17 protein-coding genes are annotated in these 18,323 nt (G+C 70.7%); 3 read left to right on the forward strand and 14 right to left on the reverse strand.

Going from position 1 to position 18,323, the window contains the following annotated elements; genetic code table 11:
- Positions 1-88 precede the first annotated feature (88 nt).
- The 8 genes from mscL to ABD297_RS04310 all read right to left on the reverse strand — a co-directional run bounded on the left by mscL (position 89) and on the right by ABD297_RS04310 (position 8,300).
- Entirely contained in the window at positions 89-454 is a 366-nt protein-coding gene (mscL, locus tag ABD297_RS04275) for a large conductance mechanosensitive channel protein MscL (protein WP_147067549.1), read from the reverse strand.
- A 163-nt stretch (positions 455-617) separates the two neighbouring features.
- Positions 618-824, reverse strand: coding sequence for a hypothetical protein (locus tag ABD297_RS04280; RefSeq protein WP_344253306.1), 207 nt, complete (start codon positions 822-824; stop codon positions 618-620).
- 394 nt (positions 825-1,218) lie between these two features.
- Positions 1,219-1,482: an antitoxin gene (locus ABD297_RS04285; RefSeq protein WP_344253307.1), complete on the reverse strand. Its 264-nt coding sequence runs from the start codon at positions 1,480-1,482 to the stop codon at positions 1,219-1,221.
- A gap of 473 nt (positions 1,483-1,955) precedes the next feature.
- Positions 1,956-4,364 (reverse strand): phosphoenolpyruvate synthase, encoded by a 2,409-nt coding sequence (ppsA, locus tag ABD297_RS04290; RefSeq protein ID WP_344253309.1) that lies wholly within the window; start codon positions 4,362-4,364, stop codon positions 1,956-1,958.
- Between the two features lie 25 nt (positions 4,365-4,389).
- Positions 4,390-5,247 (reverse strand): pyruvate, water dikinase regulatory protein, encoded by an 858-nt coding sequence (locus ABD297_RS04295; RefSeq protein ID WP_344253310.1) that lies wholly within the window; start codon positions 5,245-5,247, stop codon positions 4,390-4,392.
- Entirely contained in the window at positions 5,237-5,959 is a 723-nt protein-coding gene (locus tag ABD297_RS04300; RefSeq protein ID WP_344253312.1) for a LutC/YkgG family protein, read from the reverse strand. The genes ABD297_RS04295 and ABD297_RS04300 overlap by 11 nt, the downstream gene beginning before the upstream one ends.
- The gene (locus tag ABD297_RS04305; protein WP_425581126.1) at positions 5,956-7,533 is read right to left on the reverse strand and encodes a LutB/LldF family L-lactate oxidation iron-sulfur protein; all 1,578 of its coding nucleotides are present in this window, start codon (positions 7,531-7,533) and stop codon (positions 5,956-5,958) included. The genes ABD297_RS04300 and ABD297_RS04305 overlap by 4 nt, the downstream gene beginning before the upstream one ends.
- Positions 7,530-8,300, reverse strand: a complete 771-nt coding sequence (locus ABD297_RS04310) for a (Fe-S)-binding protein (protein ID WP_344253313.1) — start codon at positions 8,298-8,300, stop codon at positions 7,530-7,532. The genes ABD297_RS04305 and ABD297_RS04310 overlap by 4 nt, the downstream gene beginning before the upstream one ends.
- 249 nt (positions 8,301-8,549) lie before the next feature.
- On the opposite strand from ABD297_RS04310, the gene ABD297_RS04315 reads away from it, so the two are divergent.
- The gene (locus ABD297_RS04315) at positions 8,550-9,272 is read left to right on the forward strand and encodes a FadR/GntR family transcriptional regulator (RefSeq protein WP_344253315.1); all 723 of its coding nucleotides are present in this window, start codon (positions 8,550-8,552) and stop codon (positions 9,270-9,272) included.
- Between the two features lie 76 nt (positions 9,273-9,348).
- Here ABD297_RS04315 and ABD297_RS04320 read toward each other — a convergent pair whose 3' ends face one another.
- The 4 genes from ABD297_RS04320 to ABD297_RS04335 are packed head-to-tail and all read right to left on the reverse strand — an operon-like array spanning position 9,349 to position 13,235.
- Complete coding sequence (locus ABD297_RS04320) at positions 9,349-10,395, reverse strand: ABC transporter ATP-binding protein (RefSeq protein WP_344253317.1); 1,047 nt, start codon at positions 10,393-10,395, stop codon at positions 9,349-9,351.
- A complete protein-coding gene (locus ABD297_RS04325) occupies positions 10,392-11,210 on the reverse strand; it encodes an ABC transporter permease (RefSeq protein WP_344253319.1) in 819 nt (272 codons plus the stop codon). The genes ABD297_RS04320 and ABD297_RS04325 overlap by 4 nt, the downstream gene beginning before the upstream one ends.
- Entirely contained in the window at positions 11,207-12,103 is an 897-nt protein-coding gene (locus ABD297_RS04330) for an ABC transporter permease (RefSeq protein WP_344253321.1), read from the reverse strand. Before ABD297_RS04330 ends, ABD297_RS04325 begins: the two co-directional genes overlap by 4 nt.
- A complete protein-coding gene (locus ABD297_RS04335) occupies positions 12,096-13,235 on the reverse strand; it encodes an ABC transporter substrate-binding protein (protein ID WP_344253322.1) in 1,140 nt (379 codons plus the stop codon). The genes ABD297_RS04330 and ABD297_RS04335 overlap by 8 nt, the downstream gene beginning before the upstream one ends.
- A gap of 348 nt (positions 13,236-13,583) precedes the next feature.
- On the opposite strand from ABD297_RS04335, the gene ABD297_RS04340 reads away from it, so the two are divergent.
- Positions 13,584-14,720, forward strand: coding sequence for a hypothetical protein (locus ABD297_RS04340; RefSeq protein WP_344253325.1), 1,137 nt, complete (start codon positions 13,584-13,586; stop codon positions 14,718-14,720).
- A 107-nt stretch (positions 14,721-14,827) separates the two neighbouring features.
- Here the strand turns inward: ABD297_RS04340 and ABD297_RS04345 are convergent, their stop codons facing one another.
- The gene (locus tag ABD297_RS04345) at positions 14,828-16,009 is read right to left on the reverse strand and encodes a phytanoyl-CoA dioxygenase family protein (protein WP_344253327.1); all 1,182 of its coding nucleotides are present in this window, start codon (positions 16,007-16,009) and stop codon (positions 14,828-14,830) included.
- 160 nt (positions 16,010-16,169) lie between these two features.
- Here ABD297_RS04345 and ABD297_RS04350 point away from each other — a divergent pair, with 160 nt between their 5' ends.
- The gene (locus ABD297_RS04350) at positions 16,170-17,222 is read left to right on the forward strand and encodes a LacI family DNA-binding transcriptional regulator (protein ID WP_344253329.1); all 1,053 of its coding nucleotides are present in this window, start codon (positions 16,170-16,172) and stop codon (positions 17,220-17,222) included.
- Positions 17,223-17,255: 33 nt separating this feature from the next.
- On the opposite strand, the gene ABD297_RS04355 is transcribed toward ABD297_RS04350, so the two are convergent.
- Positions 17,256-18,287, reverse strand: a complete 1,032-nt coding sequence (locus ABD297_RS04355; protein WP_344253331.1) for a LacI family DNA-binding transcriptional regulator — start codon at positions 18,285-18,287, stop codon at positions 17,256-17,258.
- Between the last annotated feature and the right edge of the window lie 36 nt (positions 18,288-18,323).

Raw genomic sequence — 18,323 nt, forward strand, 5'->3', positions numbered from 1 at the left:
GCCCCCTCCACAGGGCTCCCGCACGGGAGGCAGTCACACGTTCCGTCGCCTCTTCATCACCGCAAAACTCAAGAGTCGCGAGCCATGGTCAGCGGGACCGCAGAGAATCGCGGATCTCGGTGAGCAGCAGGACCTCCTCGGACGGGGCCTCAGGCTCCGGCTCGACGCCGGCAGCCCGGCGAGCAGCCAGGTGGTTCATCGGCGCCACCACCATGAAGTACACGGCCGCAGCCACGATGAGGAAGCTGATCGTCACCGTGATGAACGTACCGAGATGGACCCCACCCGGGGCCCAGGCCGAGAAGTTCGGGGTCCCGCCGAGCTTGCCGATCACGTCCATGATGACGGTGACGAACGCCTCGATGACCTTGCCGAACGCACCAGCGATGATGACCGCGACCGCGAGGTCGACGACATTGCCCCGCATGATGAAGTCCTTGAAACCTTTGAGCATCGGATCTCCCTTGTCAGTGGTCGACGTGGTCGACGTATTCGACGTGGTCTTCGGGGTGTTCGGGTCGAGGCGTGCCTCGGCCGGGGTGTCCGACCGCCGGCTCCACCGTGACGGTGAGCCGGACGGCCGGTGGGTCCCCTGGTACATCAGCCGAAGCTGGGGGCTACTCGGCCAGCTTGGCGATGGCCTGGGCCCACAGGAAGTACTTGTTCGTGCCGAGGTCACGCACCGTCTTGATGTTGAACGCGGCCTTGAGGTGCTCGGCGTCGGCGGCGCTGACCCCCTGCAGGGCGTCCACCGGCGCATCGGCCAGCTCACTCACCGAAGAAGCCTCGAACGCCTTGTCGACCTTGCTGGCGATGTCGCCCATGATCACTCCTGAGAGTTGGTGCTCGCCGAGATGGCGGGCAATGGTGCAGACCTACCACCGTCAGCCCGTCCCCGCACGCCCAACACCCCAGCGGTCAGTGAACCCATAGCGACATTGCGCGCTCCGCCCAGTCAAAAACTGCGTCGAGGACGCCCACTGGGCGTGCCGCCCCGACGTTCCTGTTGGATCTGACCCGGACCTGCTCAAGCCGAAATCCAGTGAGTCGGAATGTTTCTTTCACAAGCGCGTCCGAGAGTCACTCGGCGTCGGATTTCTACGTACGTCTCGTCGACGAGTCCGAGCAGCAGTCCGCCGACTCGGCTCCCAGACCAGCTCGGACGTCATCCCAGACCAGCTCGGACGTCAGCGCCCGAGCTGGTCTGTCAGGGCCGAACTAGCCTTGCTGGTCCTCTTGGCTGCCTGCGTCGACGCCCTCACCGCTCGCCGACTCCTGACTCGAGGTGTCGCCGTTGTTCCCGAACCGCTCGTCCGCCATGGCTCGACCCTGTTGGATCTGCTCGTCGAAGCGACCTCCAGTCGCCGAGCCTGCAGCCTCGGAAGCGCGGTCGAGCCCGGAGTCACTGATCTCCTCGACCTGGTCACCGTGCTCTTCCATCGCCTTCTGGGCCTGATTCTTGGCGTCATCGAACATGCTCATGGCACAACTCCTTCGCCGGTACAGCTCACGCCGCCGGAAACCCGACGACCTTCCCATAGTGGACCCTCCGACGGCGATCGGCGATGGGGAGCCCTTCGAGATCAACGAGAACGCCCATCCAGTGACGACTCGCAGTCGAAGTGACAAGCCGGCACCCAATGCCGAGCGTGCACATCAGCTGCTCGGTCCGCGCGGCGTGCAGGGTCGTCGACACCGACGGTAGAGCGCTACCCCTCGCGGGCGACTCGCTCGAGCTGGTGACGGCGCGCCACCCCGCGGCTGCACGTCGAGAGGCTGTGCCGGATGGAGTTCCACGACGTCGGCGCCGTCGTGTGGACGCTCCGGAAGCGAGTCTGGTGGGGCCCTGCTCCTCGGTCGCGGCCGACGAGGAACCGCTGCGCAGCTCGACGAGCGATCGCCCGGCGAGGGCTCCGAGGGGAGGCACGTGCTCCCCTCGGAGCCGACGGACGTGGCTACCCGCGGCGCTTCGCCAGACGCATCCACGTCTCCACGACGGTGTCCGGGTTGAGCGACATCGACTCGATGCCCTGGTCGAGCAGCCACTCGGCGAGGTCCGGGTGGTCCGACGGGCCCTGACCGCAGATGCCGACGTACTTGCCGCGGTCACGGCACGCCGTGATCGCCATGGCGAGCAGCTTCTTCACCGCGGGGTCGCGCTCGTCGAACGAGCCGGCCACGAGCGAGGAGTCACGGTCGACGCCCAGGGTCAGCTGGGTCAGGTCGTTGGAGCCGATGGAGAAGCCGTCGAAGTGGTCGAGGAACGCGTCGGCGTTGAGTGCGTTGCTGGGGATCTCGCACATCATGACGACCTGCAGGTCGTTCTCGCCGCGGACGAGGCCGTGCTGCGCGAGCAGGTCGATGACGCCCTCGGCCTCGGCGACGGTGCGCACGAACGGGATCATCACCTTGACGTTGGTCAGGCCCATGTCGTCGCGGACGTGCTTGAGCGCCTCGCACTCCATCGCGAAGCACTCGGCGAAGTCGGCCGACAGGTAGCGGGCGGCGCCGCGGTAGCCGAGCATCGGGTTCTCCTCGTGGGGCTCGTAGCGCTCCCCACCCAGCAGGCCGGCATACTCGTTGCTCTTGAAGTCCGACATGCGCACGATGACCGGCTCGGGGGCGAAGGCGGCGGCCAGCATCGAGATGCCCTCGGCCACGCGCTTGACGAAGAAGTCGCGGGGGCTGTCGTAGGCGGCGATGAGCGCCTGGATCTCCTCCTTGAGCGCGGGCTCCTGGTCGTCGAGCTCGAGCAGCGCCCTGGGGTGGATGCCGATCTGCCGGTTGATGACGAACTCGAGCCGCGCGAGGCCGACGCCCTTGTTGGGCAGGCGCGAGAACTCGAACGCCTGCTCGGGCGTGCCGACGTTCATCATCAGCTTGACGGGCAGCTCGGGCATGTCGTCGAGCTCGGTCTCGGTGACGGAGAAGTCCCGCTCGCCGTCGTAGACGAAGCCGGTGTCTCCCTCTGCGCACGACACGGTGACCTGCTGGCCCTCGGCGAGGTCGCGGGTGGCGCTGCCGGTGCCGACGACGGCGGGGATGCCGAGCTCGCGGGCGATGATGGCGGCGTGGCAGGTGCGCCCGCCCCGGTTGGTGACGATGGCGCTGGCGCGCTTCATGACCGGCTCCCAGTCGGGGTCGGTCATGTCGGCGACGAGCACCTCGCCGGCCCGGAACTCGTGCATCGACTCCGCCGTCGTGAGCACGCGCACGGCTCCGGCGCCGATCTTCTGGCCGATGGCGCGGCCCTCGACGACGACGGGTCCGCGCTCGTCCATGCGGTACCGGCGCAGCGTGTTGCCGGCCTGGCGTGACTTGACGGTCTCGGGGCGGGCCTGCAGCACGTAGAGGAGCCCGTCGACGCCGTCCTTGCCCCACTCGATGTCCATGGGGCGGCCGTAGTGCGCCTCGATGCGCAGCGCGTGCTGGGCGAGCTCGGTCACCTCGTCGTCGGTGAGGCTGAGGCGCGCCCGGTCGGCGGGGTCGACGTCGACGAAGTCGATCGACCGGCCCACCTCGACGTCGTCGGTGTAGACCATCTTCGTCGCCTTGCCGCCGACGCCGCGCTTGAGGATCGCGGGGCGTCCCTCGCGCAGCGCAGGCTTGTAGACGTAGAACTCGTCGGGATTGACGGCCCCCTGCACGACGGCCTCGCCGAGCCCGTAGCTGCTCGTGACGAACACCGCGTCGGAGAAGCCCGACTCGGTGTCGATGGTGAACATCACGCCGGAGGCCCCGACGTCGGAGCGCACCATGCGCTGCACGCCCGCGGACAGGGCGACGACCTCGTGGTCGAAGTTGCTGTGCACGCGGTAGGCGATGGCCCGGTCGTTGTAGAGCGAGGCGTAGACGCGCTTGATGGCGAGCAGGATGTTGTCGATGCCGCGGACGTTGAGGAAGGTCTCCTGCTGCCCGGCGAAGCTCGCGTCGGGCAGGTCCTCGGCGGTGGCGCTCGAGCGCACGGCCCAGCTGACGTCGTCGCCGCTGTCGCGGACGAGCTGGTCGTATGCCGTGTGGATGTCGTTCTCGAGGTCGGCCGGGAACGGCTGCTCCTCGACGGCGGCCCGGATCTCGGCGCCGGCGGCCGCGAGGGCCCGCGTGTCCTCGACGTCGAGCGCACCCAGGGTGGCGTTGATCCGGTCGGCGAGGCCCTGGTGGGCGAGGAAGCGCCGGTAGGCGTCGGCGGTGGTCGCGAAGCCGTCCGGCACGCGCACGCCCGCCTGGGACAGGTGCTGCACCATCTCGCCGAGCGAGGCGTTCTTGCCGCCCACGCGCTCGACGTCGTGCAGGCCGAGGTCGGCGAACCAGACGATGTTGGCGTGCTGGTCGCCGGCGTCGTTGCCGGTCTGGGTGCCGTTCACGGCGGTCCTTTCGTCGTCTCGGCGCTCAGCCGAGGTTGGGCAGGCGGCTGCTCTGCATGATGACGGCGGCCATCTCCTCGACGGACATGGACGCCGAGTTGATCGAGGGGATGCGGTGCGCCCGGTAGAGCGCTTCGGCGCGCCGCAGCTCGAAGCTGCACTGGGCAAGGCTGGCATATCTCGACCCGGGCCTGCGCTCACCCCTCACCTGGCTGAGACGGGCCGCGGTCGAGAGCAGGCCGAAGCACTTGTCGCCCAGGTTGCGCAGCGGCCGGGGGAGGTCGCCGGTGTCGAAGTCCTCCTCGACGAGGGGGTAGTTGGCGACCTTGAGTCCGTGCTGGAGGGCGAGGTACATCGAGGTCGGCGTCTTGCCGCAGCGCGACGGCGCGACGAGCACGAGGTCGGCCTGCTCGAGGTTGCGCAGGCTCGCCCCGTCGTCGTGCTCCATCGCGAACTCGATGGCCTTCATGCGGGCGTCGTAGCGTCCGGCGTCGCCGACGCCGTGCAGGGCCGCCGCGTTGTGCGTCGCGTTGACGTGCAGCACCCGCTCGACGGTGTCGAGGTGGGAGCCGAAGAGGTCGATGAACGCACACCGGGTGCGCTGCAGCTCCTGGCGGATCGTCTCGTCGGAGACGGTCGAGAAGACGAGGGCCGTCACCGAGTCGGTCATCGCCGCGTCGAGCTGGCTGACGACGTCGCGGGCCTGCTCGACCGTGGTGATGAAGGGGATCTTGCGTCGGCGGAACTGCACGCTCGGGAACTGCGCGAGCATGAGGTTGCCGAGGGTCTCGGCCGAGATGCCCGTGCCTCCGGCGAGGAAGAAGACCGGAGTCACGCTGCGCGGCTCGCGGGCCTCGCCGTCGGCACGCTCGTCAGGACTCATGCGGGGCCTCCTCGTCGGCGACGAGGACGACGACGAGGGTGCGGGGGCCGTGGACGCCCTCGACCCGCTGCAGCTCGATGTCGCTCGTCGCGCTGGGTCCGCTGATCCAGGTGAGCGGGAGCGGACCCGCACCGAGTTCGGGGCGCAGCCTGGCGACGGCATCCGGCACGTCGGGCACGACCTGGCTCGCGCGCACGACGCAGACGTGGGTGTCGGGCACGAGGGTGAGCTCACGGCGACCCTGTCCGGCCGTGTGGTCGAGCACGATGGTGCCGGTCGTCGCGATCCCGACCGCTGCCGACGTGACGACCGCGTCGATGCCGTCGAGCTCGACGTGGGTCGCGGCGTCCGCCTCGGCCACGACCGTGACGGCGCCCGATAGCGTTTGCTGCCAGTCGGATTCGAGCCCCGTCGGCAGCACGACGCTGCGACTCCCGACGGTCCGCAGCGCATCGACGACGACGGCGCCGACCGTGCCGGGCACGGCCTGCACGACGGTGGCCCGGTAGTCGGCGACGTTCTCGGCGAAGAGCGCGAGCCACTTCGCCCGGTCGGCCGCAGACTCCGGAGCGGGGCACCCCGAAGTGTCGGACGCCGGGCCGGTCGGCGACGCGGACGACGGGCCCGCCCCGTCGTCGACGTGAGCCGGCGCGCTCGTGACGTCGGCGACGGCGGCCCGGACCCGGGCCAGGATCTCCTCGCGGGCACTCATGGCCGCTCCCCCTCGGTCGGGTCGGTCGAGTCTGTTCGGGCGTTCCGGGCGGTGGCGTCGTCGTGCTCGGGCCGACGTCTCGAGCCGATCGGGTCGGCGCCACGCTCGCGGACCCACCACTGGCGGAAGGCCTCGGTCGGCAGGTTCGGCAGGTCGCGGGCGTTGGTCCACGCTCCGAGCCCCGGCACGGAGCGCACCGTGCGGCCGCCGAGCAGGCGCCCGGCCGTGGTCGCAGCCCGTTGGGCGCCGGCGAGCCGCCTGGGGTCCGACAGCACCCACGCCGCCGCCTTCATCGCGGCCGACTCGGGGGTGGTCCCGGCCTCCTCGACCACCTTGCCGCGCAGCTCGACGAGCAGCTCGGGGATGTTGATGCGCACCGGGCACGCGTCGAAGCACGCCCCGCAGAGGCTCGAGGCGTAGGGCAGCGACTTGTCGACCTCGCTCGCGGTGCCCCGCAGCTGCGGGTTGAGCACCGCGCCGATCGGGCCGGGATAGACCGAGCCGTAGGCGTGCCCGCCCGTGCGCTCGTAGACGGGGCACACGTTGAGGCAGGCCGAGCAGCGGATGCACCGCAGCGCCTGGCGCCCGACCCGGTCGGCGAGCACGTGGCTGCGCCCGTTGTCGACGAGCACGACGTGCACCTCCTGGGGCCCGTCGCCGGGGTGCACTCCCGACCACATCGTCGTGTAGGGGTTCATCCGCTCCCCCGTGCTCGAGCGGGGCAGCAGCTGCAGCATCGGGCCGAGGTCGGCCCACGTGGGCAGCACCTTCTCGATCCCGACGACCGAGATGAGCGTCTCGGGCAGGGTCAGGCACATCCGGCCGTTGCCCTCGGACTCGACGACGACGAGCGTGCCGGTCTCGGCGACGGCGAAGTTGGCGCCCGAGATGCCGACCTTGGCGCGGAGGAACTTCTCGCGCAGGTGCAGGCGCGCCGCCTCGGCGAGCCGGGCGGGCTCGTCGGTGAGGTCGTCGGGGGCGGGTCTGCCCACCGCACCCATCTCGCGGGCGAAGATCTCGCGGATCTCGCTGCGGTTGCGATGGATCGCCGGCACGAGGATGTGGCTCGGGCGGTCGTGGCCGAGCTGGACGATGAGCTCGGCGAGGTCGGTCTCCCAGGCGTGGATGCCGGCTGCCTCGAGGGCCTCGTTGAGCTCGATCTCCTGGGTCATCATCGACTTGACCTTGACGACCTCGTCGACCTCCTTGGCCCGGACGAGGTCGACGACGATCCGGTTGGCCTCCTCGGCGTCACGCGCCCAGTGCACGGTCGCGCCGGCCCGCGTGAGGCTCTCCTCGAGCTGCTCGAGGTAGTGGTCGAGGTGGGTCAGGGCCTCGTCCTTGGCGTCGGCACCGGCGACCCGCAGCGCCTCCCACTCGGGCACCTCGGCGACGACGCCGGCGCGCTTGGCGCGGATCGTGTGGGTGGCGTGGTGCAGGTTGCGGCGCTGCTGGGTGTTGCCGAGCGCGGCCCTGGCCGCGGTGGGGAACTTCGGCATGCCGACGAACGTGGCGGAGGTCCGCTGGAGGGGTGGGGTCACGCCGGTGCGGGCCCTCGGGGTCGTCGCGCTCATGCCGGGTCCTTCTCGGTCGAGGAGAGGATCTCGGCGAGGTGCAGCTGGCGCACGCCGGAGCGCTGCCGGCCGAGGATCCCGCCGATGTGGGCCAGGCACGAGTTGTCGCCGGCGACGAGCACCTCGGCGCCGGTCTCGACGACGTGACGGGCCTTGTCGGAGCCCATCGCGATGGAGACGTCGGCGTTCTTGACGGCGAAGGTGCCGCCGAAGCCGCAGCACTCGTCGGCGTCGGGGAGCTCGACGAGGTCGATGCCGCGCACGGCCCGGAGCAGCTGCAGCGGGCGGTCGCCCACCCGGAGCATCCGCAGGGAGTGGCACGTCGGGTGGTAGGTGACCCGGTGCGGGAAGTAGGCGCCGACGTCGGTGACGCCGAGCACGTCGACGAGGAACTCGGACAGCTCGTGCACCCGTGGCCGCAGCGCGTCGACGCGGCCGACGAGCTGCTCGTCGCCCGTCGGTGCGGCGATCATCGGGTGCTGCTCGCGGACCGACCCGACGCACGACCCCGAGGGGGCGACGACGGCGTCGTAGTCCTCGAAGACGTCGACGAAGCGGCGCACGAGCGGGACCGCCTCACCGGCATACCCCGTGTTGGTGAGCATCTGCCCGCAGCACGTCTGGGCCAGCGGGAACTCGACGCGCACGCCGAGCCGCTCGAGCAGGCGCACGGTCGCCTTGGGTGTGCCCGGCCACATCGTGTCGTTGAAGCAGGTGGCGAAGAGTGCCACGCGGAGGTCGGCCACTGGGCGTGACGGCGTCGTCATGGCCCCATCCAACCAAGAACCGGGTGGAGCAGGTGCGTGGGCACAGCGGTCATCGTGGCCTCCCGGGCCGGTCGGGACGGGGACGGCCGCGGTCCGGCCGTGCGCATCAATGGTCAGACCATTTCGTATGCCGTGACGCTAGGCCGCGACGCCCCGTCCGGTCAAGAGGTCTGACCATTCGCCCGCCGACGGCCTCCCGGCCGCGCGTCGGCGACATGGTTCGGTCGGGCCCGATGGCATGCTTCAGTCGTGTCCACCACCCCTCCCCCTCCGCCCGGCCCGGGCAGGAGAGCCTTCGAGGTCGTCCTCGACTGGGTCGAGTCGCGCATCCTCGCCGGCGACCTCTCGGTCGGCGACGTTCTGCCGGCCGAGCGCGAGCTGGCCCAGACGCTCGAGGTCAGCCGTGCCGCCGTGCGCGAGGCGGTGCGCGCCCTGCAGGCGATGGGCGTGGTGCGGTCGGCCGTGGGCGCGGGCGGGGCCGGAGGCACGACGATCACGGCAGTGCCCTCTCGGGCCCTGACCGAGCTGCTGCAGCTGCACGTCGCCCTCGCGAACTTCCCGCTGCCGGACGTCATTGAGGTGCGAATCGCCTTGGAGCGCCTCAGTGTCCGGCTCGTCGCCGGTCTCGACCCCGACGAGCACCTGTCCGACGTCAGAGCGGCTCTGGACGTCATGGCCGAGCCCACCCTCGACCGCCAGGGCTTCAACGACGCCGACACGGCCTTCCACGTCGCGCTCGCCACGGCGGGCGGCAACCGCCTCGCGGCCGACCTGACGACGGCCATCCGGGAGTCGCTGCGCCTGCCCATCCTCGACCGCTTCCGCAGCCTCGAGGAGTGGGACGAGGTGGTGCACCGCCTCCGCGCCGACCACGAGGCGATCTACGCGGCCGTCGCACGGCACGACATCGAGGAGGCCGAACGGCTGATGGAGCAGCACATCCGGTCGGCCTGGTCGCGCCTGGACCGCTAGCCGGGACCCGCTCCGCCGGCGGCCGGGTGGCGTCGCGGACGGTTGCCCGCGGCCGCACCGAGGACGGCCCGGCGCGTCAGCCCGCGGAGACGGCGAGGGCGGGCGCACCCACCGGTCGCACGGTGACCCGGTCACCGGGCGAGAAGTCGGCCACGGCGGCGCTCGGCACCTGGACGAGCACCTGGTGCAATTCCTCGCCGGGGCTGACGACGACGCGCCCCTGCGCCCCGAGGAAGCTCGAGCTGATGACGACGGCCGCCCCGGCGGCGTCCTGGGCCACGGTCAGGTGCTCCGGTCGGATGAGCACCGTCACGGGCCCCTCGCTCGCCGAGCCGGGCAGGAGCGGGACGTCGGCGCCGAGCACCTGGGCTGTCGTCCCGTGCGACGTGCCGCCGACCCGGTTCGTCAGTCCCACGAAGTCCGCGACGAAGTCGTCCGCCGGTCGCGAGTAGAGCTCCTGCGGCGCCGCCAGCTGCAGGAGCCGGCCGCTGCGCATGACCCCGACCCGGTCGGCGATCGCCAGCGCCTCCTCCTGGTCGTGGGTGACGAAGAGGGTCGTCGTCCCGACCTCGAGCTGGATGCGGCGGATCTCGTCTCGCAGCTGGGTGCGCACCTTGGCATCGAGCGCGGACAGCGGCTCGTCGAGGAGGAGCACCTTCGGCTCGATCGCGAGCGCCCGCGCCAGCGCGACGCGCTGCTGCTGGCCGCCCGACATCTGGTGGGCGTACTTGTCGACGTGGGCCGACAGCCCGACGAGCTCGAGCATCTCGGTCGAGCGCCGGCGCCGCTGCTCGCTGCCCTGCTTGCGCAGCTGGAGGCCGAACTCGACGTTCTGCCGCGCGGTCAGGTGCGGGAAGAGGCTGTAGGCCTGGAAGACCATCCCCATGTCGCGCTTGTTGGTCGGGACCCTCGTCAGGTCCTTGCCGCCCACCTCGACCCGACCCGAGTCCGGGTCCTCGAGACCGGCGAGGCAACGCAGCGCCGTCGTCTTGCCGCAGCCGGAGGGCCCGAGCAGGGCCACCAGCTCTCCGGGCTCGAGGTGCAGGGTGAGGCCGTCGAGGGCGTTCACCCCCGAGTAGGTGCGGCGCAGGTCGGTCAGCTGGACGGCGACGCCACGGCTCATGAGGGCTCCTTGCGGGAGGGACTCCGACCGCCGACGAACGACAGGGCGAAGAGGACGAGGAAGGCGAAGACGAGCGACGCCAGGCCGACCGCGACGCTGATCTGCGCGTCGGACTTGCCGAGGAGGAACATCGCGACCTGCAGGTTGGTGCGGCTGAACAGGTTGGCGATGGTGAACTCGCCGAGGGTGAGGGCCACGGCGAGGAACGCCGCCGAGAGCACCGCGGTGCGCAGGTTGGGCAGCACGACGCGCGCCATCACCGTGCCCCAGCCGGCGCCGAGCGAGCGCGCGGCCTCCGACAGGGTCTTGACGTCGATGGCCCGCAGGCCGACGTCGAGAGAGCGGTAGGCGTAGGGCAGCACGAGGATGACGTAGGCGAAGCCCAGCCAGATCGTCGACTCGCCGAGGAAGTAGGTCACCCACGAGTAGACGGGGGTGAGCCCCACGACGAGGACGATCGCCGGCACCGTGAGCGGCAGCAGGCAGAGGAACTCGACGGTGCGCGACAGGCCGGGCAGCCGCAGCCGAACCCACGTCATCGTCGGGACGAGCAGGACGAGCATGACGACGACAGTCACCACCGCCAGCCCCACCGACGCGGTGAATCCCGCCGCGAGGTCGGGGTAGTCCCGGGAGATCCCCTGCACGTCGACGAGCTTGGCCCACGTCGCACCGGTCCGGTTGCCCTGGGCGTCCTTGGTCGTGAAGTCGAGCATGCCCGCGAGCGGCGCCGCGAAGAACACCATGCACAGCGTCACCACGACCCAGCGCAGCACCGACTGGCGACGACGACGGGTCGCCCTGATCCCGCTCATCGCGCGAGCCACCGTGAGGCGCGGCGGTCGATGGCGGCATACAACGTCATGACGGCGGCGACGACGACGACCATGAGCAGCGCCATGGCCTTGCCGACGTTCTCCTGACCGAGGATCACCTCGGAGTTCAGGGTGCCACCGATGGCGAGCGGCAGCAGCGGGGACCCTTGCGAGACAAGGGCGGCCGCCGTGGCGTAGGCGCTGAACGCATTGGTGAACAGCAGCAGCAGCGCGCCGACGAACGACGGGAACAGGATGGGCGCCGCGACCTTGCGCCAGTAGAGCCACGTGCTGCCGCCCAGGGTCTCGGCGGCCTCGCGCCACTGGGGGCGAAGGCCCTCGACCGCGGGGAGGAAGACGATGAGCATGAGCGGGATCTGGAAGTAGAGGTAGACCAGCATGAGGCCCTTGTTCCACTCGTACAGCCACAGGCCGCCCGTGTCGTCGAGCCCCGTCGAGGCCAGCAGCTTCGTGAGGTAGCCCGTCGCGCCGAACGTCGCGAGGAACGCGAAGGCCAGGGCCACGCCGCCGAACTGGGCCAGCACCCCGCACAGGGAGGTCGTGAAACGGCGGAGCACGCCGTCCGCCCTCGCCGTCGACACGGCATACGCGAGGAAGGCGCCGATGACGGCGCCGGCCACGGCGGTGACGGCCGAGAGGATCAGCGAGTGCCAGAGGGCCGAGGTCACGGCCGGCTCCGCCAGCGCCCGCACGTTCGCGAGGCTCAGGCCGCCCTGACCGCCAGGCCCCGTCGCGATGAACGCGCCGACGACCACGACCAGGGTCGGCACGAGGAGGAAGACCGTGACGTAGACGAAGAAGGGCACGACGCCGAGGAGGGCGCTCGACGGCCGGCGGCCGGCGAGCGCCCCTCGACGAACAGTGTCAGCCAACCGCGTTCGCCCACGCCGTGGCGAGGTAGGCCTTGCCGGACGTCGCGTCGGCCTGCGAGGGCACGACCGGGGTCCCGCTCACCTTCGGCAGCGCGGCTGCCGCGGCGGCATCGAGCGAGCCGGCCTTCTGCATGGCGTCGAAGCGGACCGGACGCGCACCGCCCTTGAGCCAGAGGTTCTGCCCCTCGTCGGAGTAGAGGAACTCCTGCCAGAGGCGTGCGGCCGCGGGGTGCGGAGCGTCCTTGTTGATCGCCTGGTAGTAGTAGCCGGCGATGACTGCGCCGTCGGGCACGACGACCTTCCAGGTCGGCAGCTTCGCGGTCGCAGCGGCGTTGAGGTAGTCCCAGTCGATGACGATCGGGGTCTGCCCCGACTGGATCGTGGCCGGCGTCGGGTCGACCGGGATGAAGTTGCCGGCGGCCTTGAGCTGCTTGAAGAAGTCGACGCCCTTGGTGAGGTCGCCGGCGGTGCCGCCCTGGGCGACGGAGACCATCTGGACGCCGGCGAAGGCGGCTCCGGCCTTCGTCGGGTCACCGTTCAGGGCGACCTTGCCCTTGTAGGCGGGCTTGAGCAGGTCGGCGACGCTCGTGATGGCGGGGACCTTGGAGGAGTCGTAGCCGATCGACATGTAGCCGCCGTAGTCGTTGACCCAGGCGCCGTTGGCGTCCTTGAACGAGTCGGGCACGTCGGCGAAGGTCGCGACCTTGTACGGCGCGTACTTGGCCGTGTTGGCCAGGGCCACTGCGGCCCCGAGGTCGAAGACGTCCGGGGCGCTCGACTGGCCCTTGAGACGGTCCGCCGCCGTGATCTCGTCGGCGCTGCTCGCGTCGGGCTGCGCACTCGAGACCTTGATGCCGTACTTGTCGCCGAACGCCTTGATGATGGCGCCGTAGTTGGCCCAGTCCGGCGGGAGCGCGATGACGTTGAGGGCGCCCTCCTTCTTGGCCGCGGTGACGAGCGCGTCCATCCCGCCGAGATCCGCGGCCGACGTGGCGGTGGCGGCGCTCTTGCCACCGGCGCCCGTGCTGGTGTCGGTGCTCTTCGTCGGCGCCGAGCACGCGCTCACGACGAGCGCAGAGGTGGCGACGAGCGCGAGCAGCCCCGTGGATCGGCGCAACAGGCCAGAGTGCATGCGAGTCCTCCTGGTGTTCGTGTGCCCTGGACGGGCTGTTTCGAACACTAGGGGCAACCGGGGCCTCCTGCCCACGACTTTGGTCCCGTCTTCGACCCCGTTCACCTGCTGCCCTTGAACATTTCATTACCCACGGTGCGGCCGTGTCCGAGACGTGACTCCGGAGCCGGGTGGCGAGCGCCACAGGTGTGGCGTTCCCGCAACTCGGAAATGGCAGGCAACTGGCAGGAAGAACTCATCCACTTCACAGACTCCCGTCGAGACGATGTGCCCACCCGGTCCCCTCAACCAAGGAGTCACCCCGGCCCACCAGAGAGGAACTCCATGGGCACTCGACGTTCACGGCGCATGGCCACCGCCACCGCCTCAGCCGCCGCGCTCCTGACCGTGGCGACCGCGTTCGCCGCCTCCGCAGCCTCCCCGACGACGGCCGCGGCCGCTCCGTCCACGACGGGCGGCGGCGTGACGAACCCGTACTCCCCCGCCTTCGGCCACCCGTACCGCCACGGGGCCGTGCCGACGCGCGAGCTCAACACGCAGATGCACCGCTGGGCCGCTCAGCAGAGGAACGGGGCCACCTCGGCCAAGACGCTCTCCTACGGCGGCGGCGTCGACGGCATCGGCGTGACCGACGGCGCACCGAAGGTCTACCTCGTCTTCTACGGCAGCCAGTGGGGTACGCCGGGCACCGACGCGAGGAGCAACCTCACCTTCAGCGGCGACCCCAAGTCCGGGGCGCCGGTCGTCCAGAACCTGATGAAGGGCCTCGGCACCGGCAGCGAGGCGTGGTCCGGTGTCATGACGCAGTACTGCGACGGCACCGGCATGGCACGCGGCGCGACGAAGTGCGCGATCGGTGCCACGCACGTCGGCTACCCGAGCGGCGGCGCATACGCCGGAGTCTGGTACGACAGCTCGCTGGCCTCCCCCTCCAACGCCACCGCCAAGCAGCTCGGCGACGAGGCCGTCAAGGCTGCCGGCCACTTCGGCAACATCACCCCGGCGAGCAACCGCGCCGCGCAGTACGTCATCCTCTCGCCCACCGGCACCCACCCCGACGGCTTCAACACCGCGAGCGGCAACTTCTGCGCCTGGCACGACTACAACGGTGACCCCTACGTCGGGTCGACCAGCACCTACGGCGACATCGCGTTCACGAACATGCCCTACGTCATGGACATGGGCACGAGCTGCGGCCAGAACTTCGTCAACGCCGGCTCCGCCGGCACCGACGACGGCTACACGATCGTCGAGGGCCACGAGTACGCCGAGACGATCACCGACCAGAACCCGGCCGGTGGCTGGACCAACCTGACCTCCCACACCAACTCGGGCCAGGAGAACGGCGACGAGTGCGCCTGGATCTCGCCCAGCAGCTCGGGCGGCGCGGGCAACGTGGCCATGGGCAACGGGAGCTACCCGATGCAGTCGACGTGGTCGAACGACACGAACCGCTGCGACCTGAGCCACGTCACCGTGAGCTGAGCCACGCCACACCACCCGGCCACACGGCATACGCCGTCGGTCGGCACGAAGGCCCCCGAGCAGTGCTCGGGGGCCTTCGCGTACACCCACCTCCCCTGCGGGTGCGGTCAGTGGCTGTCGCGCCGCTGAAGCTGCTCACGCAGCCGCGTAGCCACGAGCTCGGTGGGCGCATCCGCCGCGAGCGCGTCCGTGACGAGATCGGCCTGCGTGCGCGGGGACATGCCGTCGACGGGCTGGTCTCTGTCGAGGTTCGTCGGGAAGGCGTAGCCCTCGGCGCTCGCCGCGACGACGTTGGCGACCTCACGATCCGGCATGCCGGCGGCCCGTGCCGAGAGCAGTGCCGGGTAGACCGCCTCCACGACGCGGGCGCGGTCGACGGTCTCCATGGCCCGACCGAACGCCGAGCTGACCTGCAGGAGGTTGGCCATCCGTCGCACGTCGCTCGTGTGGTTGGTGCCGGCCGCGTGCAGGAGGGCCGGGTTGAAGAAGACCGCGTCCCCGGCGGACAGCGGGAGCTGCACGTGATGGGCGACGAAGTAGTCCTGGAACTCGGGCTGCTGGTAGGCGACGTAGCCGTGCGAGTACTTCTGGCTGTGCGGCAGGTAGAGCGTCGGCCCGGACTCCACCGGCATGTCCACGTGCGCCACAGCGCCCTGCAGCGTCAGCACCTGAGAGAGGGCGTGGACGTGCCCGGGGTAGGCGGCGCACGTCTCGGCTGACTGGAAGCCGAGGTGGTAGTCGCGGTGCACCGTCTGGCCGGCGCCCCCGGGGTTGACGACGTTGAGTTGCGAGGTGACCTGGTAGCCGGGTCCGAGCCAGGCCTGCGCCGCGAGCGCGACGGCGTCGTTGGCGTAGTAGTCGACGAAGGCGCCGGGGTCGGCGACGGCCAGCTTCTCGAGGGCGTTCCAGATCCGGTCGTTGGCGCCGGGCTTGGCGAAGTGGTCGCCCGCAGCGGCACCGCTGGCACGCTGCTCGGTGATCATCCGCTCGAAGGCCGCCGTCGCCCGATCGAGGGGCTCGGCGTCGAACGCACCCGCCAGCACGACGATCCCGGGACCGTCCGAGAGCGCCCGGGCGAGCTCCGCCTGCACGTCTCGACGGGAGGGGGCGTCTGCCGCCGTGTGCCGCAGCGTGGCCCAGTCGTAGACGAGCACCTGCTGCTCGACGCGGGTCGCATGGGGGTAGTCGGCGAGGTCGGTCTGCTCGCCGAGCACCTCGAGCAGGTCGGACAGGCGGGCGTCCTCGGGACGGATCCAGCGCGTCTGCGAGCTGGTCGACGTGACGGTCATGGTGCCCTCCTCGGGCGGAACGGGCGCTCACCGGCTGACAGCGCGCACAGCGGCGGGTGGTGGCGTGATCCTTCAAGCATGCGGTCGCGATCGCCGCGACCGGGCCCGTGGAGACCTCAGAAAGACCTCAGGAGCGGCCCCCGGCAGTAGGCTCCCGGCCATGACCCTCCGGCGACCGACGTCGCACCGCGTGCGCGACATCGCCGAGCAGTCGGGCCTGTCGGAGGCGACGATCGACCGGGTGCTCCACGGACGCCCGGGCGCGAGCGCCCGAGCGGTCCAGGCCGTCGAGCGCGCCGTGCTCGACCTCGACCGCCAGCAGACCCAGCTGCGCCTCGCCGCCCGCACCATCCTGCTCGACGTCGTCGTACAGGCACCCTCCCGCTTCAGCTCCGCCGTGCGGTCTGCCCTCGAGGACGAGCTGCCGGCGCTGCGCCCGGCCGCGGTGCGGGCCCGGTTCCACCTGCAGGAGAACGCCGACGTGGGCGCCGCGGTCGAGATCCTCGACGGTCTGGGTCGTCAGGGCCGGGTCTGCCACGGGGTGGTCCTCAAGGCACCCGACGACCCCTCGGTGGCGGCAGCCGTCGGACGGCTCACCGACCGCGGCATTCCCGTCGTCACGCTCGTCACCGACGTCCGCGACAGCACGAGGGTGGCCTACGTCGGGCTCGACAACGCAGCAGCCGGCGCCACGGCGGCCTACCTCGTGACGCAGGTGCTCGGGGACCGACCCGGTGACGTCCTCCTCACCCTGAGCCGGTCGTCGTTCTTCGGCGAGCGGGAGCGGGCCGACGCCTTCGGGGCAGCCCTCGCCCGCCTCTCTCCCGGTCGGCGCGTGCACACCATCACCGACAGCGACGGGCTCGATGACACCATGGGCGCCCTCGTGTCGGATCTGCTTGCGGCACAACCGAACCTGCACGCCGTCTACTCCATCGGGGGCGGCAACCGCGCCATCGCGGACGCCTTCCGGTCGGCCGGTCGCACCTCGACGGTCTTCGTCGCTCACGACCTCGACGAGGACAACGTCGAGCTGCTGCGCTCAGGGGTGCTCACGGTGGTCCTGCACCACGACCTCCACGCCGACATGCGCAACGGCGTGCGGCAGGTGATGCGAGCGCACCGCCTGCTGCGCGGCGCCCCCACCTCGGTCGCGGCCAACGTCGAGATCGTCACGGCATACAACATCCCGCCCCGCATCCAGGCGCACTGATCGTGCCAGCAGGGCGACGCTCGTCGGCCGGGCTCAGGCCACCGGCTGCGCGGGGATGTTGTATGCCGTCACGACGTTGATCTGGGACGCGACGGACTCGATGGGCCCGTCGATGGCGCCGTTCGCCTGCATGATCACCTGGCAGGCACGACGCATGTCGTGACGCAGGTCATGGTGCAGGACGGCGGTGATCCTGCGGTCCTGGATGAGGGCGAGGTTGTCGCGGTCGAGGTCGTGGGCCACGAACGCCCGACACTCCCGGCCGACGACGTCGAAGGCCTCGAGGATGGCCCGGTTGCCTCCACCGATGGAGTAGACGGCGGTGACCGTCGGGTGCGCCCTGAGCAGGGAGATCGTCTGGTCGCGGACCGCCTCGTCGAGCCCGTCGGTGTCGGTGGCCTCGACGAGCATCCTTCGTCCGCCCCGCTCCCGCATCGTCGTCCGAAAGCCCATCTCGCGCTCTTCCTCGCCGCGAAAGGCACTGCGGCTCAATGCCATCAAGATCGCATCGGCGTCATCGGTGAGCCACCGGTCGATGAGGAACGCTGCCGTCGCCCCGGCGGCTCGGTTGTCGATCCCCACATAGGCGACGCGCTGGCTCAGGGGGAGGTCGGTGACGAGGGTGACCACGGGGATGCCGGCGTCGTGGAGTCGCGCGACCGCCTCGACGATCTCGGGGTCGTCCGGTGCCTTGAGGATCACTCCCTTGGACCCGCGGCGGCGGATGTCGTCGAGGGCCTGGACGAGCTCTCCCGGACGCGCCCGCTCCCTGAAGTCGAACCGCGACCGGACGACCGCCGGCCGCAGCATGGGCAGCTCGAGCTCGAGGGCGGCCTGGACGGCGGTGGAGAACCGGTCCGGCGTCTGCATGACGAGGTCGACGATGAAGGTGCGGCCCGTGAGGCGCAGCTGGCTGCTCTGGCGGTCGAGGTCCGCGATCGCCTGGGCGACGGTGGCAGCCGTGCTGGGGCGCACTCCCGGCCGGTGGTTCAGCACCCGGTCGACCGTCGCCTCGCTGAGGCCGGACTGCCGGGCGATCTCGCGGATCGGATAGGGATGCGGCATGGGCCCATCATGATGGATGGCTGATGGGTTGAGAAG

The sequence above is a fragment of the Terrabacter carboxydivorans genome (genome assembly GCF_039532035.1).
GTDB lineage: Bacteria > Actinomycetota > Actinomycetes > Actinomycetales > Dermatophilaceae > Terrabacter > Terrabacter carboxydivorans.